Genomic DNA, 23,112 nt, shown 5'->3' on the forward strand with positions numbered 1-23,112 from the left:
CTGCGAGCTGTCAGCCGACTGTCAGGTTGAATCGGGTATGCCGCCCGAATGACGGTGAAATCATCGTCTGATCGAAAATCCCACCTACAGGCGTGACATCCGCGCCCAACAGCCATGGAGCCATCATGTATCGTACACTCGTTCTCGCAGCGCTTGCCGGAATGCTCGCAGGACCGGCGCTTGCCGCAAGCGGCACTTGCAGCACCGCGCCGAAATCGCAGTTCAAATCCAAAGCAGCTCTCCAGGCGCAGTTGACTGGTGAGGGGCTGACAGTACGGCAGATCAAAGTCGAGAAGGGGTGCTACGAAGTCTACGCGGTCGACAAGTCGGGTAAGAAAGTCAACCTGGCCTATAACGCCGAGACCCTTGAAAAGCTCGACAATGCCGAAGCCGGCGAAAACTGACCGGAACATCTCGGTGGCAGCGGGTGAGCAGCCAGAGGCACGGGAGGTGCGTGTCTGGGACCGCGTCGTGCGAAGTTTCCATTGGGCGCTGGTGCTCAGCTTCGCCACGGCGTGGTTGACACGCCATTCCTTGGAAGACATCCACCACCTGGCTGGTTACGCCGCCGGCGCGCTGATCGCGTTGCGGCTCGCATGGGGCGTCCTGGGGCCGCCTTATGCGCGCTTCTCGCAATTCGTGCGCGGTCCGGCGACAGTGCTGGGCTATCTCTCCGCGATGCTGGGCGGTCGCGAAGCACGCTATATCGGGCATAACCCTGCAGGCGGCGCCATGGTGGTGGCGCTGATTGCGATAATGAGCGCGACCGCGCTGACCGGCTGGCTCATGACCACGGATGCCTATTTCGGCGTAGCATGGGTCGAAACGGCGCACGGCCTGGCTGCCCACGGTCTGCTGCTGCTCGTGCTGCTCCACATTTGCGGCGTGGCGTTGGCAAGCTTTCGGCATCGCGAAAACCTGGTCCGGGCCATGATCACGGGGCGGAAACGCAAGGCCGAGCAGGCCGATATTCCCTGACGATCGCCAGCCTGCTCGATTCCTGATTGGGCGGCATTCCCGTTCAGTGTAATTCTTAAAGCATGTCTCCCGAAAGTGGGAACCGGTTTCGGGATAAAGACATGCGTAACATCAAAAACCTGAAGCGCATGGAGCGAATCTGAAAGATCGCGACGCGCTTTAGGTCACGGCACCAGAACAGCGGCTCCGCTCAATCTCCCCATCCGTAAATCGTCCAGCGCCTGATTGGCCTGCTGGAGCGGATAAGCCTTCGTATGCGTGCGCACCTGAGCACGCTGCGCTATCGGGAAGAATTCCTCCGCGTCACGGCGGGTCAGGTTCGCGACCGACACCAATTCTCTTTCTTCCCAGAGAAGCTTGTAGGGCATCGACGGGATGTCGCTCATGTGGATACCACCGCAAACCACGCGACCGCCTTTGCGCACAGCCCGCAACGCCGCTGGCACCAGTTCGCCGACCGGCGCGAAAATGATCGCGGCGTCAAGCTCGACGCGAGGCAGTTCATCGGACGACCCTGCCCAGGCGACGCCCAACGAGCGCGCGAATTTCTGCGCCTGAAAGTCACCGGACCGCGTGAAGGCGAAGATCTCACGCCCCTGCCAGATCGCGACCTGCGTGATGATATGCGCGGCGGCGCCGAAGCCGTAGATGCCCAGCCGGCGGCCGTCGCCTGCCTTCTTGAGGCAGCGCCAGCCGATCAGTCCTGCGCACAGGAGCGGCGCCAGCGACACCGGATCGGCGGCAGCATCGAGCTCGAAAGCGAAATGCTCGTCGGCGACGACATAGCTCGCGAAGCCGCCGTCGCGCGTGTAGCCGGTGAAGAGCGGCTGGTCGCAGAGGTTTTCAGCGCCGGAGGTGCAATAGGGACAGTGGCCGCATGTGTGTCCGAGCCAAGGGACTCCCACCCTCTGCCCAAGCCGGGATCGCGACACGCCCTCGCCGACCAGATCGACGATGCCGACGATCTCATGGCCCGGCACGAGCGGCAGCTTCGGCTGCGGCAGGTCGCCGTCCACGACATGCAGATCGGTGCGGCAGACTGCGCACGCCTCCACCTTGAGCCTGATCTCGCCCGGCCCCGGTATTGGGTCGGGACGTTCGACGAGGATCAAAGGCGTACCGGGCTTTTCCAGCACCATTGCCTTCATCACGTTTCCCCGGCTTCTCGGAACATCGACAGGAACAGACGGCTTCCGCTCGGCAACGAGAATGGAAACGCGCCGATCCGGCACCGGTTCCTATCGGGAGCGCCTGACCCTCACCGGGTGCGGCCGTGCGTGACGGCCGAAACCGTAGCCCGCCGAAGCGTCGTTGCGCTTCCCGGCGGAAAGCATTTCGAAACAAACGCCCGCTGCGACAAGATAGGCAAGGCCGAGTATCCCAGCCCAGATTTCGATCATATCGGAAGTCATGTTCAGGCACCCTGGGTTGAATGATTGGTTCGACCGAATGATCGCCGGGCCGGTTCATCCGGGCCTTGATCGTGGTCAATTGCATAGAACGAAAGCCTCGCCCCGCGTGGCCTGCTCGATCTGGCGGTTTCAGGACAGCCCTACGTAGTTTCCCGTAGGGACATAACCGAATTTCGGCATTGGGGGATTTGCGCGATTGCTGTTGTCACAATTCACCAGGACCCCAGCCCAGGATCACAGCCATGTACGCTCAAGCCTCCGCCAAGATCGAACTGCCGTCCTATGTCCAGAGCCCTGCGCCTGTCTCTGAAGGGCCGACAACGCCGGTCACCTTCTTCTCGTCAGGGGCCGAAATCTACGCCCAGGGCGAAAAAGCGGGTGCGCTCTACCAGGTCGAGTTCGGCGCGGTCCGCATCTACCGCCTGCTCGCCGACGGCCGCAGACAGATAAGCGCGTTTCACATGGCGGGAGAGACCTTCGGTTTCGAGGCCGATGCCACGCACCACTTCTTCGCCGAAGCCATCAATGCAACCGGTGTGCGCGTTTTTCGCACGCCCTCAGGCACGGACATGTCGCGCCAGCTGCTGCCTCTCGCGCTCAAAGGCCTGACCCGGGCGCAGGAACATCTGCTGGTGCTTGGCCGCCAGAACGCCATTGAGCGCGTCGCGGCATTCCTCGTCGAAATGTCGGAGCGTCAGGGCGGGCTGCGTCAGGTGGAACTGCCTATGTCGCGCAACGACATCGGCGACTATCTCGGCCTGACCATCGAAACCGTCTCGCGGGTCTTCACCCGCCTGAAGGAGAAAGGCGTGATCCGCCTGCTCAACCTGCGCAGCATCGAAATTCTCAAACGCGACACATTGCTGGCGATGGGGGAATAAGGGCTGAGTTCGCAAGATCGCCGCGCCAATCTCGTGAAAAGGACGACAATGAAAAGCACCCTCACCACCCATACCGGATTTCGCTTCGAAGTACGTCGCGCACGCCCTGACGATGAGCCGCTCGTGGCCGAGTTCTTCACCCATGTGACCGCTGAGGATTTGCGCTTCCGCTTCCTCGGAGCCGTGAGGGAGGTTTCGCATGAGCGCCTAGTGGCGATGACCCGTTCGGACGATCCGCATGTCCATAATTTTCTCGCCTTCTCGACCGACGGAATGCTGATCGCGGTGGCGACCCTCGCAGCCGATCCGGCCGACCGTCGCGGCGAAGTCGCCATTTGCATCCGAGAGGATCGCAAGCATCTCGGCGTCGGCTGGGAGTTTCTCGGCTATATCGCGCGTTACGCCGACGCTCATGACATCGAGACGATCGAGTCGATCGAGAGCCGCGAGAACCGCGCGGCGATCGAGCTTGAGCGCGAGATGGGCTTCACCGTCGCGGCAGATCCTGACGATCCGACGCTTGTCCTGGTCCAGCGGAAGCTCGGCGCCAGATTGGCGAGTTAGAGCAATTCCAGGAGAAGTGTGAGCGGTTAGGCTCGGCGACTTCGCCGTAGCCTTCCGTCCGGAGTTGCATAAAAACAAAGAGATAGCGTGTTTCGCCGTTCCGTGAAACGGTGAAACACACTAGACACCGCCTTGCTTTTCCACCTTCTGGGAGCCCGCCACCAGATCCTGGTGACCGGGTAGCGGGCCGGCGAACGGCTACACCCCTAAGGGATCGACCACCCGCCTCAGCTGGCAATTTTGGCACGCAGGAGGGCGTTCCGCCAACTGGCAGCTGTCGTGATCAACCCGCTTCGAAATTGAGCAGTTCCGCAGCCACCGCCCGCTCTTCGTCGGCCGCAATGACAAGCACGTCGACGGAGGAATCCCCGGTGCTGACCAATTCTTCGCTGCTCGCGTTCAGCTCTTTGTCGAGCGCAACGCCAAGCCATCCCACGGTTTCGCAGATCCTCTGTCGGATCACAGGCGCATGCTCGCCAATGCCCGCGGTGAACACGAGCGTATCAAGCCCGCCTATCGCCGCGGCAAGCGATCCTATCTCACGCCCGACACGATAGACGAAGAGATCAACGGCGCGCTTGGCCGCCGGATCTTTCGATGCAAGCAGTGTCTGCATGTCCCCGGAGATGCCGGATAACCCGAGCAGACCGGATCGTTCGTAGAGCAAGTCGGCCAGTTCATCGCACGACAGCTTACGCTCTTGCAGAAGATGCAGGAGGACGCCGGGATCGATCGCCCCGCAACGCGTGCTCATGACAAGGCCGTCAAGCGTCGAGAAACCCATGGTGGTGGCATGACTTGCGCCGGCCTTCATCGCGCAAAGGCTCGCCCCGCTGCCAAGGTGGGCAACGATCGTTTTACCACCGGCGGCGGCGCCGTAACGGTTGCGGAGCTCGCTGGCGATATGGCTGTAGGAGAGCCCGTGGAAACCGTAGGACACGATGCCTTGCTCCGACATCTCATGCGGCAGGCCATAGAGTCTTGCGAGATCAGGCTGCGTCGCGTGAAAGGCTGTATCGAAACAGCCGACCTGGATGGCGCCGGGCAGAAGACGGCGGGCCAGGTCGACGAGTTCCAGGTTGATCGCCTGGTGGATCGGGGCGAGCGGCGCGAGCCCGCGCAAGGCATCGAGCGTGCGCTGATCGAGCAGCGTTGCGCGGGCAAACTCCCGACCGCCATGCACGATCCGGTGCCCGACGCTGCGCACCCGGCGCAACAGACCACGGTCCGCCAGATAGGACGCGACGGCTTCGAACGCCTTGTCGATGGAGATCGGTTGCCCGCCAAGGTTCCTGTCGAACGGCGGCGTCGTTGCCGTGGGCGCGACGTGAAGCCGGGGCCGCTCGCCGATCGACGAGACGCTGCCACGCACCAGCAGATGAAGGTCGTCGCGCCCTTGAAAGGCGGCGAACTTCAGGCTCGATGAGCCGCCATTGAGGACAAGAATTGCATCCGTCATGGTCGACCTGCCCCGGCCATTTTTGTGGGTCGGAAGCTCTCGGCCTGGCGCTTCGTCATCGGCTATTGCTCCCACTTCCAGCCGAGGATCTCGGGCATGTCCTGCCCGTGCTCGCGGATATAGGCCCGGTGCTCGATCAGCTTGCCTTCCATGGCTTGTTTCAGCTCGATGTGAGCACCGGCCGGTTCGGGAATACGGTCGAGCACGCCAAGCACCAGATGGTAGCGGTCGAGCCCGTTGAGCACGGTCATGTCGAAGGGTGTCGTCGTCGTCCCTTCCTCATTGTAGCCGCGCACATGGATGTTGTCGTGGTTGGTCCGCCGATAGGTCAGGCGATGGATGGTCCATGGGTAGCCGTGATAGGCGAAGATCACGGGCTTGTCCGTCGTGAACAACGCATCGAACTCGCGATCCGATAAACCGTGCGGATGGTGTTCTTTCGGCTGCAGGGTCATCAGGTCGACGACGTTCACCAAGCGAATCTTGAGCTCGGGAATGTGGTGTTTCAGGATCTGGACGGCGGCCAGCGTCTCGAGCGTCGGCACGTCGCCGGCGCAGGCCATCACCACATCCGGCTCGTCGCCGCGGTCGGTCGATGCCCACTCCCATATGCCGATACCGGCCCCGCAGTGGACTTTCGCCTCGTCGATCGACAGCCACTGCCAGGAATTGGCTTTGCCCGCGACGATGACATTGATGCGGTTCCATGTCCGCAGCACGTGGTCGGTCACGCAAAGCAGGCTGTTGGCATCCGCCGGCAGATAGACGCGCACGACGTCGGCCTTCTTGTTCAAGGCAACGTCGATGAAGCCCGGATCCTGGTGGCTGAAGCCGTTGTGTTCCTGCTGCCAGACATGGCTGGACAATAGGTAGTTCAAGGAAGCGATCGGGCTTCGCCAAGGCAGATCGCGGCAGGCGTCCAGCCATTTCGCATGCTGGTTGAACATGGAATCGACGATGTGCGTGAAGGCCTCGTAGCAGGAGAAAAAGCCATGGCGCCCGGTGAGCAGATAGCCTTCCAGCCAGCCCTGACAGGTGTGCTCGGATAGAATCTCCAGTACCCTGCCTTCGCGGCCGAGATGGACATCCTCAGGCAGGATTTGCTCCATCCAGGCGCGCTCGGTCACGTCGAAGACATCCTGCAACCGGTTCGAAGCCGTCTCGTCGGGCCCGACGATGCGGAAGTTTCTGGTGCCTTGATTCAATGCCATGACGTCACGCAGGAAACTGCCCATCACACGGGTCGATTCTGCCTTGATGCTTCCGGGACGCTCGACTGGAAGCGCATGCGCTTGCAAGGCGGGCAGTTCCAGAGACCGGCGCAGCAGGCCGCCATTGGCATGCGGGTTGGCGCCCATGCGCCTTTCACCTTGCGGAGCGGTGGCGCGGATCGTTGCCACGGGAGCGCCGGCGGCATCGAAAAGCTCTTCCGGCCGGTAGCTTCTCATCCATTCCTCGAGCATCCTCAGATGCGCTGGATTCTCGGCGAGGCCGGAGAGCGGGACCTGGTGGGCGCGCCAGAAACCCTCGGTCTTCAGTCCATCGACCTCCTTGGGACCGGTCCAGCCCTTCGGGCTCCGCAGCACGATCATCGGCCATTTCGGCCGCGACTGCGCCGTCTTTGGGCCACTGCGGGCCGCATCCTGGATCGCCTTGATGCGGTCGAGCGCATCGTCGAGCACGATCGCCATCCGCTCATGCATCAAGGCGGGATCGTCGCCCTCGACGAACAACGGCTCGTAGCCATAGCCTATGAACAGCGCACGCAGCTCTTCCTCGGGAATGCGGGCAAGAATGGTGGGATTGGCGATCTTGTAGCCGTTGAGGTGGAGGATAGGCAGCACCGCGCCGTCAAGCGCCGGGTTGAGGAACTTGTTGGAATGCCAGGAGGTGGCGAGCGGCCCGGTTTCCGCCTCTCCGTCGCCGACGACGCAGGCGACGATAAGGTCCGGGTTGTCGAAGGCCGCGCCATAGGCGTGCGAAAGCGCGTAGCCGAGCTCGCCGCCCTCATGAATCGAGCCGGGCACATCGGGCGCCGCATGACTTGGGATGCCGCCCGGAAACGAGAACTGCCGGAAGAGCTTCTTCATTCCGGCTTCATCCAAAGCGATATCCGGATTGACCTCGCTGTAAGTGCCCTCGAGGTAGGTATTCGCCACCATGGCGGGTCCGCCATGACCGGGACCGCAGACATAGATGACATTGGCATCGCGCTGTCTGATAGCGCGATTGAGATGCGCATAGATAAAGCTGAGACCCGGCGAGGTTCCCCAATGGCCGAGCAGCCTTGGCTTGACATGCTCCAACCGAAGCGGCGCGCTGAGCAGCGGATTGTCCAGCAGGTAAATCTGCCCGATGGTTAGGTAGTTTGCGGCACGCCAGTAGGCATCTATGTCGTGCAATTCCTGGGCGGACAACCGATTGGTGCTGGGGCGCTCGGTCATTTCTCATTCCTTCGCTGGTTCCAAGCCCGACGCCGGCTAAAGCAGAACGCACGAATGCTGCCACCGGTTCACGACGGCTCGGTGTCAAGATCGGTCGTCATCGATCTATCCGGCGAAAAACGATCGAGCTTTGATCCATCGCAAAATGCCGGCCAAGGGCCGGTTTCGGGATCAAGACATGCGTAAAATCAAAAACCTAGAGCACATAGAGTGAATCTGAAAGATCGCGACACGCTTTAGACCCAAACGCGATCGAGCTGCAGCCTGTCGAGCCAGGCAAGACGACGTCATCTTTGTTTCAGAGCAACGAAGACAATGGAAAGCTCGGGCAGGATGCCTGCATGAAGCGCCAGTTGAACGATGATGCGACGATGGACGGGATCATGCGCGCGGCCCCGGCGACGATCCGTGTCGTTCTCCAGCACAAAATGCTGTGCGCCGGCTGTCCGATCGCTTCCTTTCACACAGTTTCCGAAGCGGCGCGCGAGCATGATTTGGACGAGGACCAACTTCGCCGCGACCTCGAGGCAGCGATCAAACGCGGCGATGCGGATTAGAGCAATTCCAGGAAAAGTGTGAACGGTTAGGCTCAGCGACTTCGCCGTAGCCTTCCGTCCGGAATTGCGTAGAAACAAAGAGATAATGCGGTTCGCCGTTTCCGTGAAACGGTGAAATGCACTAGCGTTTCGATCCACGCCCCTCGGCGACCACAACAAGCCGATGAGGCTCGACCACGACAACCCTCTGGCGTCCGCTTTTCACCAGCCCCTGGTCTTCCCAGGCCGAAAGCAGACGGCTTACTGTGTGAAGCGTCGTGCCCGTCATCTCCGCGATGTCCTGGCGCGAAATCGGGAAATCGATCAGGATACCTTCCTCGACCTTCTTTCCCGATTGTTTGACCAGCTTGAGCAATGCATTCGCAACGCGCTGTTCGACCTGCTCGGTGGACATCTCGATGACGCGCATGTGGGCATCCTGCAGCCTGCTTCCCACCATCTTGTAGGTGTTGGCGCTGAAGCTCGGAAAGCTCGTCGCGAATGTCGGCCAGAGATGACTTGGCCAGGCAAGCACCACGCAATCGACGGCGGCGACGGCATTTGCCGGATAGGTCGTCCGGCCCAGCGCCCCGGCGATCCCCATCAACTCGCCGGGGCTTATGTAGCGCACCGTCACCTCGTGCCCGTCGGGAGTCGATTTCACCACGCGCACATGGCCGTCGAGCAGCAGGAAGAACGAATGGGCCTCCTGCTCCTGCTCGAACACCGATTGATCCCTGGCGACCCGGATCGATCTTGCCTGCCCGACTATGCGATCGAGATCGGCGGCAGCGATCCCCTCGAAGACGGACAGCCCGGCAATCAGCGATCGATCAAGGCTTGCCAATTGGCTTTTCTCCCGGTTTCAACAGTGCAACGCGCTCAAGGCCCTCTGACAGGGCCCCTCTGACGGACTTTGTCACGGACGGCAGCCCGTCGACAAGTGAAGCCTCCCGTCGCGGCCCTCGGCCATTCACCCGCGTGTTTGATCTAGCGCAAATTCCACCCTTCGGGGCCGGGATAGAGATGGACTGAAAACAGGCACCTCGCCTGGTCTCCCATGAGGCATGCCATGGCAATTCCGCGGACACGGCCAAGCGTCTATCCGGCAATTTTCTCCTACGGGTTCCGGCCCTTCTTTCTGCTCGGCTCGCTGCAGGCAGGCACCGCCATACTCTTTTGGTTGCCTCTCTATTACGGCAGGCTCGAGACCTTCAGCACCTTCCTGCCCGTGGACTGGCATGTGCACGAATTGCTCTTTGGCTATCTGCCGGCGGTCGTGACGGGCTTCCTGCTGACCGCAATTCCGAATTGGACCGGGCGGCTTCCGGTTCAGGATTTTCGCCTGCTGGCACTGGTGCTGCTCTGGATTGCGGGCCGGGCGGCCGTGTTCTTCTCGGCGGAAACGGGCTGGCTCCTGAGCGCCGTCATAGACTGCTCGTTTCTCCTCGCGGTGGTGGCTGCCGCCGCCACGGAAATCGTCGCCGGGCGAAACTGGCGGAACCTCAAGGTGCTGCTGCCCGTCGCGACCCTTTTTGCGGCAAATGTCATGTTTCATGCTGAAGCGCATTACCAGGGCATCTCCGACATGAGCCGGCGCCTCGGTCTTGGAGCGGTTGTCGTCCTCGTCATGATTATCGGCGGACGGATCGTTCCGAGCTTCACCCGCAATTGGCTCGTTCGCGAGAAGCCGGGCCGGCTCCCGGCATCGTTCGGCAGGTTCGATGTCGGAACGATCGCGCTGTCCGCCGTCGGGCTCGCCGCATGGACATTCTTTCCCGACAGCATCGCAACCGGCATGTTGCTGGTCGCCGCGGCGATCTTCAACGCCGTGCGGCTTGCCCGCTGGGCAGGCTACCGGACGCTGCCCGACCCTTTGGTTCTGATCCTGCATGTTGCCTTCGTCTTTGTGCCGGTTGGGCTTCTGCTCGCGGGCTTGAGCGTCCTCGTCCCCGACAGGATTCCCACGGTGGCCGGCATTCATGCGTTCGCGGTGGGAACGGTCGCCTGCATGACGCTTGCCGTCATGGCCCGCGCCACGCTTGGCCATACGGGCCGCGAACTAAAGGCTAGTGGCGGCACATGCGCGATTTTCGCCGCGATCATCATTGCCGCCATCCTGCGCGTGGCCGCCGGCATGGCGCCTGCCATGGCAATTCTCCTCCATCTGTCGGCGGCGTTCTGGGCCGCGGCCTTCATCGGCTATGCAGTCCTGTTCGGCGGCATGCTGACGCGGCCGCGGCGCAATGCGCGCAGCAGGAATCTCTCTTGAGCAAGTGCATGTTGTGGAGGGCTTCCACCGGGCCCACATGTCGAACGTCATCCGCGACCACGACGGCGGCGGCGCGCGGTCCATGACGGCGCGCATCGGTGGGTCGCCATTCACCCGAACACTCGAGAAACAAGGAACCTGAATGACTTCAAAGCCCGTCTTGCTTGACAGGGTTCGCCCTGCCGCCGAACAGCCTCTGCTTCGCCCTGGCGTCGATCGGACATCGATAGGAGCGCTGGTTCGCAAATTCTATTCCAGGGTGAGAAAGGATGAGCGGCTCGGACCTATCTTCGCCGGCGAGATTGTCGGCGATTGGGAGCCTCATCTGGAGAAGATGACGGACTTCTGGTGCTCCGTCATCCTGAAGAGCGGCGACTACAATGGCCGGCCGGCGCCTGCTCACCTGAAGCTCAAGGACGTCACCGAAGCCGACTTCGAGATCTGGCTGGCTCTCTTTCGCGAAACGGCGGCGGAGCTGTTCGCGCCCGAAACCGCGGCGGTGTTTGTCGAGCGTGCCGAGCGGATAGCGGCGAGCCTGAAGCTCGCCATGTTCTTTCGCCCCGGTCCCGCCGCTGCCGCGGGTGGCGCGTAGTTCTGCCTTTTCAAATGCCGCCGACGCGCCGTGATCTTGGTAGCTTATGTCAGGCTTGATTTTACGCAAGGACTGGGACCGACCGTGGCCTAGTTTCCCTGGATGATCGTTAATCTCTGCGTCGGCACGATCGTCATCAGCCTGACGGTCCTGATCCACACTTTCGGCCTTATCGCGATCACGCGCGTGATGGCGCGTCTTGTCGCGCTCTTCCGCATGCATGGCCGGCGCAGCCGGGTCATCGCCATGATCAGCGTGGTGATGGGGCTTTTCGCGATCATGACGGCGGAAGTCTGGCTATGGGCCGGAATCTACCGGCTGATCGGGATCCTGAACGACTTCGAGACGGCGCTCTATTTTTCGACCATCACCTTCTCGACGGTCGGCTATGGGGATGTGGTGCCCGCCCATGGCTGGCGCATCCTGGCGGCCCTGGAAGGCATCAACGGCTTTCTGCTGATCGGCTGGTCAACCGCCTATCTGATCGCGGCCGGAACCCGCGTCGGTCCCTTCAAGATCGGCGAGCACTTCTGATCCGCGGTCCAATGCATGTCGCCCAAAAGTGCACAGCGGTTTTGGGAAAACGACATGCATAAAACAAGGACTCGCTCAAACCGCCAGCGAATGCCTGCCCGTTCCGCTGCTGAGATATTTGTCGAACTTCGCCGCCACGGTCCGGACAAGCGGGCGGCTTTCCTCCGGTACGGTGAAGTTTTCGCCCTCGAGCCGGAGAAGCTCGCCGTGACCGCTGATAGCCAGGCGGCTCGCTTCGCAGAGCAAGCCTTGCCCGACGGCACCAAAGCGTTCGACGAGGTCCACGGCCGAGAAGGTGAAATTGCACATCAGGCGCTCGATGACCCAGCCCCGCGCCAGATCATCGACGCTGAGTTCAATGCCGCGCGCTGTCGCCAGCTGTCCGCAATCCACGGCCTTCTCGTACTCACCGGTCGCAACGATGTTTTGCGCATAGCCCTGGCGATACCGGCTGATCGAGGACGGGCCAAGGCCGATCAATGTCTCGCACTGGTCCTCGGTATAGCCCTGGAAATTGCGGCGGATCCTGCCGGCCCGCGCGGCAACCGCCAGCGAATCCTGCGGCTTTGCAAAGTGATCAAGCCCCAGGGCCTCATAGCCGGCGTCGACGATAAATCGCGCGGCAAGCCGCGACTGTGCCAGGCGTGCCGCGGAATCGGGCAGCCAGGCTTCGTCGATCATCGTCTGATGTTTCTTGAACCAGGGCACATGCGCATAGCCGAACAAGGCCAACCTGTCCGGCGCCAGCGTCAGCGCCTGGGCGACCGTCGCCGCGACGCTCTCCAAGGTCTGATGCGGCAGGCCGTAGAGAAGGTCCAGGTTGACGGATTGAACGCCCCGCGCGCGGACCGCATCGACAATGCTTTTGGTGAGCGCAAAGCTCTGCTCGCGGTTGATCGCCTTCTGCACCTTGGGATCGAAGTCCTGGACGCCAAGGCTCGCCCTGGTCATCCCGATCGCCGCGAAGGCATCGATCCGGCCTTCGTCCATGTCGTTGGGGTCGATCTCGACGCTGAGACTGGCGTCATCGCGAAAGTGGAACCGATCCCGCAACGCTTTTCCCAGCATGAGGATGTCGTCGGGCTTGAGCATCGTTGGGGAGCCGCCGCCGAAATGGACAGCCCGGACCTTGCCCCTGCCGCTCACAAGGCCGCCGACCGTTTCGATCTCCTTGTGGAGCGAACGCAGGAAGGCGGCGACGGGCGCATAGTGGCGCGTCTGCTTGGTATGGCAGGCGCAGAACCAGCACAGCCGGTCGCAATAGGGGATATGCAGATACAGCGATACCTCATCATCGCCTTCAAGCGCATCCATCCACCCGCGAACCGTTACCGCGTCAACGCCCGGATGAAAGTGCGGCGCCGTCGGATAGCTCGTGTAACGCGGCACGTTGTCGGCAACGTTCGCAACAGGGGTTGGATGCGTGGCATGGACGGCGGCGTGAGGGCTCATGCCGGGCAAACTGCCCGAACGATACCGGCAAAACCTTGATCTGGATCAAGGCGATCGAGCTGCGACCGGCGCAAAGTGCCGGCGCTATTTGATCACGGGCGTCGCGATGACCGCCACACAGGATGCTCAGCAGGCCGACATTCCCACGATTTGCAGAGCCTGCGAAGCGCGGCGGGGTGGATTATGCGGCGTGCTCAAGGCCCGCCAGCTCGCCGAGCTGGCCGGAGCCTCGTCGAGGCATGAGGTCCCGGCAGGGATGGAGCTGTCCGACGATGGAACCTACTCGAACCTGTTGTCCGGTGTGATCAAGCTCACCAGGAACCTGCCGGGCGGTCGCCAGCAGATCGTCGGATTTCATTTCGCGCCTGATTTTCTGGGCCGGCCTTTCGAGGCGAAAAGGCCGATCAAGGCCGAAGCCTTGACGAATGTGGAGCTGTGCTCGTTTCCAGGGACGACGATCGATCGAATGATCAACGAGGCGCCTGAGCTCGCACGTCAGCTGCTGAGGCATGCGCTGAACGAACTCGACGACGCGCGCGACTGGATGGCTGCGCTGGGACGCAAGACCGCCTCCGAGAAGGTCGCAAGCTTCCTTCTCATGGTCGCCGGAAACATCGATCCCGCACACCATCCGGCAAGCTCGATGAGCTTCGACCTGCCGCTGACACGTGCGGACATCGCGGATTTTCTTGGGCTGACCATCGAGACGGTAAGCCGGGAATTCTCCCGGCTTAGGTCGGACGGTGCGATCCAGATCGCGAACAAGCGGCATATCAGCCTCGCAAGCCTGGCTCAGCTCAAGGAACGGTGCGGCGACTGAACAGCGACCGCCCCCGCCAAGACCGTCGTTCAGCGTCGACCTCACCAAAACCCGAGGCTCAGCCTTGCAGGCCGCTTCGCCGCCGCCCCTTGCCCTGTTCGCGTCGCGGCCGGAGCGTTCCAGCGATCGGCACGGACGCTCCCAAACAAAAGCGGCCCGCGTTTGACTTGAATCAAGGCTGGCGGATGGAAAATCCCGAAATGGTGCCGGGAGGAGCGGTCATTTCCGCCGAAACTTTCGAGACGAGATCGGGGACTTGCGATGAAATATGGCACGGAGATCGTCCTTTTAAGCCTGTTTGCTTTTGGGGCCCTCGTGGCCGCGGGCTTCGGCGTGGACGAACCATTTCGCCAGCACATGTGGATTTTGTTCTTCGCCGTGGTTGGCTTCACCGCGCTGCTCTTGCGCAACTCGGATTTCAAGCCCGCGGCTCCGATAGATCCCTCTGCCTACATGGATGATCCGATCCGCTATGGCGCCATCGCCACAGTGTTCTGGGGCGTCGTCGGCATGCTGGTCGGCGTCGTCATCGCCCTTCAGCTTGCCTATCCCGCTCTCGACATCCAGCCTTGGTTCAATTTCGGCCGGCTGCGACCTGTCCACACCTCCGGCGTCGTCTTCGCCTTTGGCGGCAACGCGCTGATTTGCACCTCGCTCTACGTCGTCCAGCGCACCTGCCGGGCGCGGCTGTTCGGCGGCAATCTCGCCTGGTTCGTCTTCTGGGGCTATCAGCTGTTCATCGTCATGGCCGCGACAGGATACCTGCTCGGCATCACCGAGAGCCGGGAATATGCCGAGCCCGAATGGTATCTCGATATCTGGCTGACCATCGTCTGGGTCGCCTATCTCATCGTCTTCCTCGGCACCATCCTGAAGCGCAAGGAGTCGCACATATACGTCGCGAACTGGTTCTACCTGTCCTTCATCATAACCATCGCGATGCTGCATGTCGTCAACAACCTGTCGATGCCGGCCTCATTCCTCGGCTCGAAGAGCTACTCCGCCTTCTCGGGTGTTCAGGATGCGCTGACGCAGTGGTGGTACGGGCACAATGCCGTTGGCTTCTTCCTGACGGCCGGCTTCCTCGGCATGATGTATTATTTCGTCCCGAAGCAGGCGAACCGGCCAGTCTACTCATACCGCCTGTCGATCATCCACTTCTGGGCGCTGATCTTCCTCTACATCTGGGCCGGGCCGCATCACCTCCACTACACCGCCCTGCCCGACTGGGCGCAGACACTTGGCATGGTGTTTTCGGTGATGCTGTGGATGCCGTCATGGGGCGGCATGATCAACGGCCTGATGACGCTGTCGGGCGCCTGGGACAAGGTCCGCACCGATCCGATCATCCGCATGATGGTTGCGGCCCTCGCCTTCTACGGCATGTCGACCTTCGAGGGCCCGATGATGTCGATCAAGACCGTCAACTCCCTCTCGCACTACACCGACTGGACGATCGGCCATGTCCATTCGGGCGCGCTCGGCTGGGTCGGCATGATCACCTTCGGCGCGATCTACTACATGGTGCCGAAGCTCTGGAACCGCGAGCGGCTTTATTCGCTGCGGCTTGTCACTTGGCACTTCTGGCTGGCGACGCTCGGCATCGTGGTCTACGCCGCGGTGATGTGGGTCTCTGGCATCATGCAGGGGCTCATGTGGCGCGAGTACGACGAACAGGGGTTCCTCGTCTACTCCTTCGCCGAGACCGTCGCCGCGATGCATCCCTACTATATCATCCGCGCCACCGGCGGCGCGATGTACCTCGCCGGCATGCTGATCATGGCCTGGAACATCACCATGACGATTCTCGGCTACCAGCGCGAAGAACAGCCTTTGGCGGGTTCCGCGCCCACCCTCCAGCCCGCCCAATAAGGAGCCAGACATGGGTCTGATCGATAAACACGCGCTCATCGAGAGGAACGCCACGCTGCTTCTTGTCGGGTCGCTGCTGGTCGTCACCGTCGGCGGCATCGTCGAGATCGCGCCGCTCTTCTATCTCGACAACACGATCGAGAAAGTAGACGGCATGCGGCCCTACACGCCGCTCGAACTCGCTGGCCGCAACATCTATGTGCGTGAAGGCTGCTACGTCTGCCATAGCCAGATGATCAGGCCGTTCCGCGACGAGGTCGAGCGCTACGGCCATTACAGCCTGGCGGCCGAGTCGATGTACGATCATCCGTTCCAATGGGGGTCCAAGCGTATCGGCCCCGATTTGGCGCGCGTCGGCGACCGCTACTCGAACGCTTGGCACGTCCAGCATCTTACCGACCCGCGCTCGGTTGTGCCGGAATCGATCATGCCCAGCTATGCCTTCCTGAAAGACACGCCGATCGAGGTGAGGGATTTCTCGACGCATCTGATAGCGAACAGGCGCGTCGGAGTGCCCTACACCGACGACATGATCTCGCATGCCGACGCCGACCTGATGGCACAGGCGGACCCCAACGCGGACACGACTGGGCTGGAGGCTCGCTACCCCAAGGCCAAGGTCGGCGACTTCGATGGCAACCCGCAGCAGGTGACAGAGATGGATGCCCTGGTCGCCTATCTGCAGATGCTCGGCACCCTCGTCGATTTCAAGAACTACGACGAAGCCGCCGGCTACCGCTGAGGAGAACGACCAATGGTATACAATCTGATGCGGGAATTTGCGGATAGTTGGGGCCTGCTGGCCATGGCCCTGTTCTTCGTCGGCTGCATCGCTTTCGCGTTTCGTCCCGGCGGCAAGGCGCATGCCGACAAGGCCGCGCAGATTCCACTCAAGGACGATTGATCATGAGCAACGGGCACATCGACGAAATCTCGGGCATCACGACGACCGGCCATGAGTGGGACGGGATCAAAGAGCTGAATAACCCTCTGCCGCGCTGGTGGGTGATCACCTTCTACATCACCATCGCCTGGGCGATCGCCTACACGATTGCCTATCCGGCATGGCCGATGCTGAGTTCCGCCACCAAGGGCGTTCTGGGCTTCTCCAGTCGCGGCGAAGTCAAGAACGAAATGGCTGCGGCGGAAGCCGCCAAGACCAAATATGTCGCGGCGATACAATCCAAAAGCGTCTCCGAAATCGCAGCCGACGATACCCTGCGCGAGTTTGCCGTCGCGGCCGGCGGCGCGGCATTCAAGGTCAACTGCGTGCAATGCCACGGATCCGGTGCACAAGGCTCGAAAGGTTTTCCGAACCTCAACGACGATGACTGGCTCTGGGGAGGCAAGGCGGAGCAGATCCAGCAGACGATCACGCACGGCATCCGCTTCGCCGCGGACGCCGACACCCGTCAGTCGGAGATGCCTGCCTTCGTCGATGTGCTCAAGCCCGAGCAGATCAATCAGGTCAGCGCTTTCGTTGCCAGCCTTTCGGGCCCTGTCAAGGACAAGAGCCTGATCGAGCCCGGCGCCAAGGTCTTCGCGGAAAACTGTGCTGTCTGCCATGGCCAGAACGCAAAGGGCAACAGGGACGTTGGAGCTCCCAACCTGACCGACGCAATTTGGCTCTACGGGTCCGGCGAAACCGCCATCGCTTCGCAGGTGCGAGCCCCGAAGAACGGGGTGATGCCCGCCTGGGTCGGCCGGCTCGGCGAAACAACGGTCAAGGAATTGGCTGTCTACGTCCATTCGCTTGGCGGCGGAGAATAGGAGCGGGGCCTATTCTCGGCCCTCGGCCGCTCAAGCGACGAGGCCCGGCCACGCCGGGCCTCGACTTGTTTTGATCCCTCAATTTGACCTGCATCAACGCGACGCTGCTTGAGCAATTGCAAGACTGCCGGACAGAGGCGGCATTCTTCCGCCGCGATTGGAGATCGTCGTGCTGGATCAGACGCAGGTGGAACGGCTCGAGGCCGAAGCGGTCAATTCCGCAAAGACGCGACAACCGCTCTACGCAGCGCGCAAGAAAATCTTCCCGAAGCGCGCCTCGGGCCGTTTCCGCCAGTTCAAATGGCTGGTGCTGGCGATCACGCTCGGCATCTATTACCTGACCCCCTGGCTGCGCTGGGACCGCGGCCCCTTCGCTCCCGACCAGGCCGTCCTCATCGATCTGGCCAACCGGCGCTTCTACTTCTTCTTCGTCGAGATATGGCCACAGGAATTCTATTACGTCGCCGGCCTGCTCATGATGGCGGGCGTCGGGCTTTTCCTGATCACATCGACGGTCGGGCGGGCCTGGTGCGGCTATACCTGCCCGCAAACCGTCTGGGTCGATCTGTTCCTTGCCGTGGAACGCTCGATCGAAGGCGATCGCAATGCCCGCATCAAGCTGGATGCCGCTCCCTGGAGCGCGCGCAAGCTCTTCCTGCGCATATCCAAGCACGCCATCTGGCTCGTGATCGCGGTGGCCACCGGCGGCGCCTGGATCTTTTACTTCGCAGACGCGCCGAAGCTGCTTGGCGAAGTGATCACCGGCACGGCCGCGCCCGTCGCCTATGCCACGATCGCCGTGCTGACCGGCACCACCTATGTGTTCGGCGGGCTGATGCGCGAGCAGGTCTGCACCTACATGTGCCCGTGGCCGCGCATCCAGGCCGCCATGCTCGACGAAAATTCGCTGACGGTGACCTACAATGACTGGCGCGGCGAGCCGCGTTCACGACATGCCAAGAAGGCCTCCGCCGCCGGGCAATCGGTCGGCGACTGTGTCGACTGCAACGCCTGTGTCGCCGTCTGCCCCATGGGGATCGATATCCGCGACGGCCAGCAGCTGGAATGCATCACCTGCGCGCTCTGCATCGATGCCTGCGACAGCGTCATGGACAAGCTCGGCCGCGAGCGCGGACTGATCTCCTACGCAACCCTGGCGGACTACAACGCCAACATGGCGCTGGCGACCGGCGGCGGCACCAGCCCGGTCGATCCGGCGCTCGTAAGAACGGCGAGCGGCAGCTTCGTCGATGGCTTGGCACATTTCCATCTGGGCAAGATCTTCCGGTTGCGCACCTACATCTATCTCGGTGCATGGTCGGCGATCGGGTTGGTCCTCGTCTATTCGCTACTGACGCGCGAGCGGTTGGAGCTGAACGTCCTGCACGACAGGAATCCGCAGTTCGTGACGCTTTCGGACGGCGCGATCCGCAACGGCTACACCGTCAAGCTGCTCAACATGATACCCGAGCCGAGGACGATCGAGGTGATGCTGGAAGGCCTCGACGGCGGCGAGATGAGCGTCGTCGGTATCGACCAGGCCCCAGGCCGCTCTTTCACCGTCCCGGTCGAGCCCGACCGACTGAAGATGCTGAAAGTGTTCGTCCGTCAACCGGCAAGCCAGATCAGGAAGCCGGCGCAAAGCTTCGAATTCCGCATCAAGGACAAGGCGAACTCCGAAACCGCCGAGTACACCGCTACCTTCAACGCCCCGGAGAACAGCAGATGAGCGCCGAAACGCAAAAGCCAGGCGGCTTCACCGGCAAGCACATGCTGATCGTCATCGTCAGCTTCTTTGCAGTGGTGATCGGGGTCAACGTCACCATGGCCACGCTCGCCCAGAAGAGCTGGACCGGCCTCGTCGTCGAGAACACCTATGTTGCGAGCCAGCAATTCAACGAAGAAGCAAGGAAAGGAAGGGCGCAGGCCGCGCTGGGCTGGACAGGCAAGCTGACCGTCGCCTCCGGTGAGGTCCGTTACCGCCTTGTCGACAGCCAGGGCAAGCCGGTGCCGCTGCACGGCGTCAGGATACTGTTCCGCCACCCGGCCTACGAGGCGGAGGACGAGGCCCTGACACTTGCGGCGGTGTCCGGCGGCACTCCAGGAGATACGGGCGCGTTTGCCGTTCGGCACACGCCGAAGGATGGCGTCTGGATCGTGGAGATCGATGCGGACGCCGGACTGACATCACCGTTTCGTGACGTTCGTCGCATCATGATCTCGAACGGAGCCCTGCGATGAGTTGCTGCGCGCCAGGGGCTGAAATGGCGTTGGAGGTCGCCGCGGCAGCGTCTGCTGCACCGTCGAGCGACGAGATCAAGCTGGCGAGCCGCTCTCTGGGCAGCGACATTCACCAGATCGACCTGTCGGTGCCGACAGTTCATTGCGGGGCTTGCATTCAAGCGATCGAGGCTGCGCTCGGTAAAATCGAGAACGTCGAGTCCGCTCGTGTCAACTTGTCGACCAAGCGTGTGTCGATCCGCTGGCATGGAGACCGCGTCCCACCGTTCTTTGCGGTGCTCGGTCGTCTCGGTTATCAGGCGCACCTGTTCGACCCGGAAATTCACGAGAAGGACAGCGCGCTCTCGGAGCTGATCCGCGCCGTCGCCGTGGCCGGCTTCGCGGCGGGCAACATCATGCTGCTCTCGGTATCGGTCTGGTCCGGCGCGGAAGGCGCGACACGCGATCTGTTTCATTGGCTGTCGGCGCTGATCGCCATCCCGGCTCTCACCTTCGCCGGCGGTATCTATTTCCGCTCCGCGGCAAACGCGCTGCGCCATGGCCGCATGAACATGGATGTGCCGATCGTGGTGGGTGTTTCGCTCGCCTACGCCATGAGCCTTTACGAGACCATCAACCATGGCGAACACGCCTATTTCGACGCCTCGGTGTCGCTGCTCTTCTTCCTGCTGATCGGCCGCACGCTCGACCATGTCATGCGCGAGCGGGCGCGAACGGCCGTCAATGGCCTCTCCAGGCTCGCGTCGCGGGGTTCGCTTGTCTTGAGGGATGACGGCACGCGCGAGTATGTGCCCGTCGCCGAACTTGTGCCTGGGCTGCGCCTGCTCGTCGCGGCCGGCGAACGCATACCGGTCGACGGCGACATACTCAGCGGAAACTCCGACCTGGATTGCTCGATCGTCTCCGGCGAGAGCGCGCCAAAGGCGGTCGGGGCCGGGGCCCGTGTCCAGGCTGGCACGCTCAACCTGACAGGTCCGCTGACGATGCAGGCAACCGCCGCGGCGAAGGACTCCTTCCTGGCGGAGATGGTCCGACTGATGGAGGCCGCGGAAGGTGGCCGCTCGCGCTACCGCCGCATCGCCGATCGCGTATCGGCGCTTTACGCGCCCGTCGTCCATCTGGCGGCCTTTGCGACATTCCTCGGCTGGATGGTCGTGTCCGGCGATTGGCACCGGGCTCTCACCATCGCTATCGCAGTGCTGATCATCACCTGCCCCTGCGCGCTCGGCCTGGCGGTGCCGATCGTTCAGGTCGTGGCGGCCAGGCGCTTGTTCGAGGCCGGCGTCATGGTCAAGGACGGATCGGCGATGGAGCGTCTCGCCGCCATCGACGCGGCGGTATTCGACAAGACCGGGACGCTGACGCTCGGGCGCCCGAAACTGGTGAACGCAGCCTCCATCGATCCGACCATGCTTGCGATTGCCGCAGACATGGCGGCTCATTCCCACCACCCGTTCTCGAGGGCCATCGCCAGCCATGCGGGGTATTCCGGCCAGTCCAAAATCGAATCCGTCAGCGAGCATCCGGGCTTCGGCGTCGAGGCCATAACGGAGGGGAACACGTGGCGGCTCGGAAGGCGCGGATGGGCGGGCTGGAAGGCTCGCACCGGCGGCGAAGGCAAACCCGGCGGCTATGGCGGCACCGTGCTTTCCAAGAATGGGAACATCGTCGCCTGCTTTGCATTCGAGGACGCGCTTCGACAGGACGCCAGGGCAACGATCCAGCGGTTGAACGATGCCGGGGTTTCGGTCGACATGTTGTCCGGAGACACCGCCAAGGCCTGCGACGAGGTTGCCAGATCATTGGCGATCGAAAGTTTCGTGCCGGCTCTGCTACCCTCCGGAAAGGTCGAGTGGATCGAAGCGCTGACCCGCGCCGGCCACAGGGTGTTGATGGTGGGCGACGGCCTCAACGACACACCGGCGCTGCGAGCGGCGCAGGTTTCGATGGCTCCCGCAACCGCGGCCGACATTGGCCGCCAGGCCGCGGATTTCGTCTTCCTGCGCGAGAGCCTGCTTGCGGTGCCGCTCGCCCTGGATGTCTCGCGCAAGGCCGGCCGGCTCATTCGCCAGAACATCGCCATCGCGATCGTGTACAACGCCTTTGCCGTTCCGATCGCCGTTTTGGGACACGTGACGCCACTGATCGCGGCGATCGCGATGAGCGCCTCATCGCTGATCGTGATTGCAAATGCGATGCGGCTTCAGGCAACGTCGAAGGCAGCGCCTGAAGCTGCGCCGGCCCGACGCCGCACCGATGTCGCCGACGCGGCCCGCTCATGACCACGCTCGTCTATCTCATTCCGGTGGCCCTGTTCCTGGGAGCGCTCGGTTTGTCCGGCTTCCTGTGGGCTTTGCGCAGCGGCCAGTACGAGGATCTCGATGGAGCCGCGGAGCGGATACTGATCGAGCCTGACGAGCGAGACAGCGAAGGCCGGCAATCAAACTGACGTGGATCAAGGCAGCGTTGTTGCCGATGTCCGAAAAGCGGTTGAAGAAAGCGGGAGATTCCGATGCAGGCTCGGGACATCATGACGACGCCGGTGGTCACGATCGCCGCCTCCGCCTCAGTCGCCGAAGCGACCGATCTGATGCTGACCAGGAATATCCGCTGCCTCCCGGTCGTGAGAGACGATGGATCGCTGGCCGGCGTCATCAGCGAAGGCGACTTTCTGCGTCGAGGGGAACTTGGCACCCGACGGACGCGGCCTCGCTGGCTCGAATTTCTTGTCGGTCCTGGCAAGGTGGCCGACGAGTATGTTCGTTCGAATGGACGCCGGGTGGACGAGGTGATGACGACCGGCGTCGTTTCGGCGGCGCCCTCCGCCTCGCTCGCCGAGATCGTCGAGCTCATGGTGAACCACGACATCAAGAACGTCCCTATCCTTGATGCGGGCAGCATTGTCGGCATCGTCAGCCGCTCCGATCTGATGCGCACCCTTCTGCGCACTTTGCCGAAATCAGGCGCGACAACCGTCGATGACGAGGTCATACGCAGGAACATCATCGCCGAGTTGCGGGGGCAGTCCTGGAGCGTCGGCGGCGACCTTATCGGCGTCACCGTCAAGAAGGGAGAGGTCGAACTGAATGGCGGCATTTTCGACGAACGCCAGCGAAAGGCCGCTGTCGTTGCCGCTGAGAACGTCGCCGGGGTCAGGAAGGTCACGGACAAGCTTTTCTACGCCGGACCGCTGTCGGTCGTGCTTGTCTCCTGACGAGCAGGCATTCTTCGCCGATGGTCGTCCTGACATGCACCCTGGGCCAGCACCACGACGGGGACTGGGCG

The 23,112-nt window shown here is 62.3% G+C and carries 23 protein-coding genes; 18 read left to right on the plus strand and 5 right to left on the minus strand.

Annotated elements, in window-relative coordinates:
• Positions 1 to 125: 125 nt before the first annotated feature.
• Both RFM41_RS03330 and RFM41_RS03335 read left to right on the plus strand, forming a co-directional pair.
• Complete coding sequence (locus RFM41_RS03330; protein ID WP_320246153.1) at positions 126 to 404, plus strand: PepSY domain-containing protein; 279 nt, start codon at positions 126 to 128, stop codon at positions 402 to 404.
• Entirely contained in the window at positions 382 to 978 is a 597-nt protein-coding gene (locus tag RFM41_RS03335; RefSeq protein ID WP_320246154.1) for a cytochrome b/b6 domain-containing protein, read from the plus strand. Before RFM41_RS03330 ends, RFM41_RS03335 begins: the two co-directional genes overlap by 23 nt.
• Before the next feature lie 164 nt (positions 979 to 1,142).
• Here the strand turns inward: RFM41_RS03335 and RFM41_RS03340 are convergent, their stop codons facing one another.
• Positions 1,143 to 2,126, minus strand: coding sequence for a zinc-dependent alcohol dehydrogenase family protein (locus RFM41_RS03340; protein WP_320246155.1), 984 nt, complete (start codon positions 2,124 to 2,126; stop codon positions 1,143 to 1,145).
• Positions 2,127 to 2,632: 506 nt separating this feature from the next.
• On the opposite strand from RFM41_RS03340, the gene RFM41_RS03345 reads away from it, so the two are divergent.
• Both RFM41_RS03345 and RFM41_RS03350 read left to right on the plus strand, forming a co-directional pair.
• On the plus strand, positions 2,633 to 3,271 hold the full coding sequence (locus tag RFM41_RS03345; RefSeq protein ID WP_320246156.1) for a helix-turn-helix domain-containing protein: 639 nt from the start codon (positions 2,633 to 2,635) through the stop codon (positions 3,269 to 3,271).
• 48 nt (positions 3,272 to 3,319) lie between these two features.
• Positions 3,320 to 3,835: a GNAT family N-acetyltransferase gene (locus RFM41_RS03350; protein ID WP_320246157.1), complete on the plus strand. Its 516-nt coding sequence runs from the start codon at positions 3,320 to 3,322 to the stop codon at positions 3,833 to 3,835.
• A 283-nt stretch (positions 3,836 to 4,118) separates the two neighbouring features.
• Here RFM41_RS03350 and RFM41_RS03355 read toward each other — a convergent pair whose 3' ends face one another.
• Positions 4,119 to 5,294 (minus strand): acetate/propionate family kinase, encoded by a 1,176-nt coding sequence (locus tag RFM41_RS03355; protein WP_320246158.1) that lies wholly within the window; start codon positions 5,292 to 5,294, stop codon positions 4,119 to 4,121.
• Between the two features lie 62 nt (positions 5,295 to 5,356).
• On the minus strand, positions 5,357 to 7,738 hold the full coding sequence (locus RFM41_RS03360; protein WP_320246159.1) for a phosphoketolase family protein: 2,382 nt from the start codon (positions 7,736 to 7,738) through the stop codon (positions 5,357 to 5,359).
• A 341-nt stretch (positions 7,739 to 8,079) separates the two neighbouring features.
• Between RFM41_RS03360 and RFM41_RS03365 the strand changes: the two genes are divergently transcribed.
• The gene (locus RFM41_RS03365; protein WP_320246160.1) at positions 8,080 to 8,295 is read left to right on the plus strand and encodes a DUF1858 domain-containing protein; all 216 of its coding nucleotides are present in this window, start codon (positions 8,080 to 8,082) and stop codon (positions 8,293 to 8,295) included.
• A gap of 121 nt (positions 8,296 to 8,416) precedes the next feature.
• Here RFM41_RS03365 and RFM41_RS03370 read toward each other — a convergent pair whose 3' ends face one another.
• Positions 8,417 to 9,121 (minus strand): Crp/Fnr family transcriptional regulator, encoded by a 705-nt coding sequence (locus tag RFM41_RS03370; RefSeq protein WP_320246161.1) that lies wholly within the window; start codon positions 9,119 to 9,121, stop codon positions 8,417 to 8,419.
• 225 nt (positions 9,122 to 9,346) lie between these two features.
• Between RFM41_RS03370 and RFM41_RS03375 the strand changes: the two genes are divergently transcribed.
• The 3 genes from RFM41_RS03375 to RFM41_RS03385 all read left to right on the plus strand — a co-directional run bounded on the left by RFM41_RS03375 (position 9,347) and on the right by RFM41_RS03385 (position 11,672).
• Positions 9,347 to 10,546, plus strand: coding sequence for an NnrS family protein (locus RFM41_RS03375; protein ID WP_320246162.1), 1,200 nt, complete (start codon positions 9,347 to 9,349; stop codon positions 10,544 to 10,546).
• 334 nt (positions 10,547 to 10,880) lie between these two features.
• Entirely contained in the window at positions 10,881 to 11,138 is a 258-nt protein-coding gene (locus RFM41_RS34165; protein WP_430708732.1) for a group III truncated hemoglobin, read from the plus strand.
• Positions 11,139 to 11,240: 102 nt separating this feature from the next.
• Positions 11,241 to 11,672 carry a potassium channel family protein gene (locus tag RFM41_RS03385; RefSeq protein ID WP_320246164.1) on the plus strand — a complete coding sequence of 144 codons (432 nt, stop codon included), beginning with the start codon at positions 11,241 to 11,243 and terminating at the stop codon, positions 11,670 to 11,672.
• A 75-nt stretch (positions 11,673 to 11,747) separates the two neighbouring features.
• Here RFM41_RS03385 and hemN read toward each other — a convergent pair whose 3' ends face one another.
• Entirely contained in the window at positions 11,748 to 13,124 is a 1,377-nt protein-coding gene (gene hemN / locus RFM41_RS03390) for an oxygen-independent coproporphyrinogen III oxidase (RefSeq protein WP_320246165.1), read from the minus strand.
• Between the two features lie 106 nt (positions 13,125 to 13,230).
• Here hemN and RFM41_RS03395 point away from each other — a divergent pair, with 106 nt between their 5' ends.
• The 10 genes from RFM41_RS03395 (at position 13,231) to RFM41_RS03440 (ending at position 23,041) form a co-directional block, all read left to right on the plus strand.
• A complete protein-coding gene (locus tag RFM41_RS03395) occupies positions 13,231 to 13,944 on the plus strand; it encodes a Crp/Fnr family transcriptional regulator (RefSeq protein ID WP_320246208.1) in 714 nt (237 codons plus the stop codon).
• A 261-nt stretch (positions 13,945 to 14,205) separates the two neighbouring features.
• A complete protein-coding gene (gene ccoN, locus RFM41_RS03400; protein WP_320246166.1) occupies positions 14,206 to 15,816 on the plus strand; it encodes a cytochrome-c oxidase, cbb3-type subunit I in 1,611 nt (536 codons plus the stop codon).
• Between the two features lie 10 nt (positions 15,817 to 15,826).
• Positions 15,827 to 16,558 carry a cytochrome-c oxidase, cbb3-type subunit II gene (gene ccoO / locus RFM41_RS03405; RefSeq protein ID WP_320246167.1) on the plus strand — a complete coding sequence of 244 codons (732 nt, stop codon included), beginning with the start codon at positions 15,827 to 15,829 and terminating at the stop codon, positions 16,556 to 16,558.
• Positions 16,559 to 16,570: 12 nt separating this feature from the next.
• Positions 16,571 to 16,720, plus strand: a complete 150-nt coding sequence (locus RFM41_RS03410; protein ID WP_320246168.1) for a cbb3-type cytochrome c oxidase subunit 3 — start codon at positions 16,571 to 16,573, stop codon at positions 16,718 to 16,720.
• Between the two features lie 2 nt (positions 16,721 to 16,722).
• Positions 16,723 to 17,586 (plus strand): cytochrome-c oxidase, cbb3-type subunit III, encoded by an 864-nt coding sequence (gene ccoP / locus RFM41_RS03415; RefSeq protein WP_320246169.1) that lies wholly within the window; start codon positions 16,723 to 16,725, stop codon positions 17,584 to 17,586.
• A gap of 169 nt (positions 17,587 to 17,755) precedes the next feature.
• The gene (gene ccoG / locus RFM41_RS03420) at positions 17,756 to 19,315 is read left to right on the plus strand and encodes a cytochrome c oxidase accessory protein CcoG (RefSeq protein WP_320246170.1); all 1,560 of its coding nucleotides are present in this window, start codon (positions 17,756 to 17,758) and stop codon (positions 19,313 to 19,315) included.
• On the plus strand, positions 19,312 to 19,827 hold the full coding sequence (locus RFM41_RS03425) for a FixH family protein (protein ID WP_320246171.1): 516 nt from the start codon (positions 19,312 to 19,314) through the stop codon (positions 19,825 to 19,827). Before ccoG ends, RFM41_RS03425 begins: the two co-directional genes overlap by 4 nt.
• On the plus strand, positions 19,824 to 22,109 hold the full coding sequence (locus RFM41_RS03430; protein ID WP_320246172.1) for a cation-translocating P-type ATPase: 2,286 nt from the start codon (positions 19,824 to 19,826) through the stop codon (positions 22,107 to 22,109). Before RFM41_RS03425 ends, RFM41_RS03430 begins: the two co-directional genes overlap by 4 nt.
• The gene (gene ccoS / locus RFM41_RS03435; RefSeq protein ID WP_320246173.1) at positions 22,106 to 22,276 is read left to right on the plus strand and encodes a cbb3-type cytochrome oxidase assembly protein CcoS; all 171 of its coding nucleotides are present in this window, start codon (positions 22,106 to 22,108) and stop codon (positions 22,274 to 22,276) included. The genes RFM41_RS03430 and ccoS overlap by 4 nt, the downstream gene beginning before the upstream one ends.
• A 63-nt stretch (positions 22,277 to 22,339) precedes the next feature.
• On the plus strand, positions 22,340 to 23,041 hold the full coding sequence (locus tag RFM41_RS03440) for a CBS domain-containing protein (protein ID WP_320246174.1): 702 nt from the start codon (positions 22,340 to 22,342) through the stop codon (positions 23,039 to 23,041).
• Positions 23,042 to 23,112 lie beyond the last annotated feature (71 nt).

This window comes from Mesorhizobium vachelliae, from assembly GCF_033977325.1.
GTDB classification, from domain to species: Bacteria; Pseudomonadota; Alphaproteobacteria; order Rhizobiales; family Rhizobiaceae; genus Mesorhizobium; species Mesorhizobium vachelliae.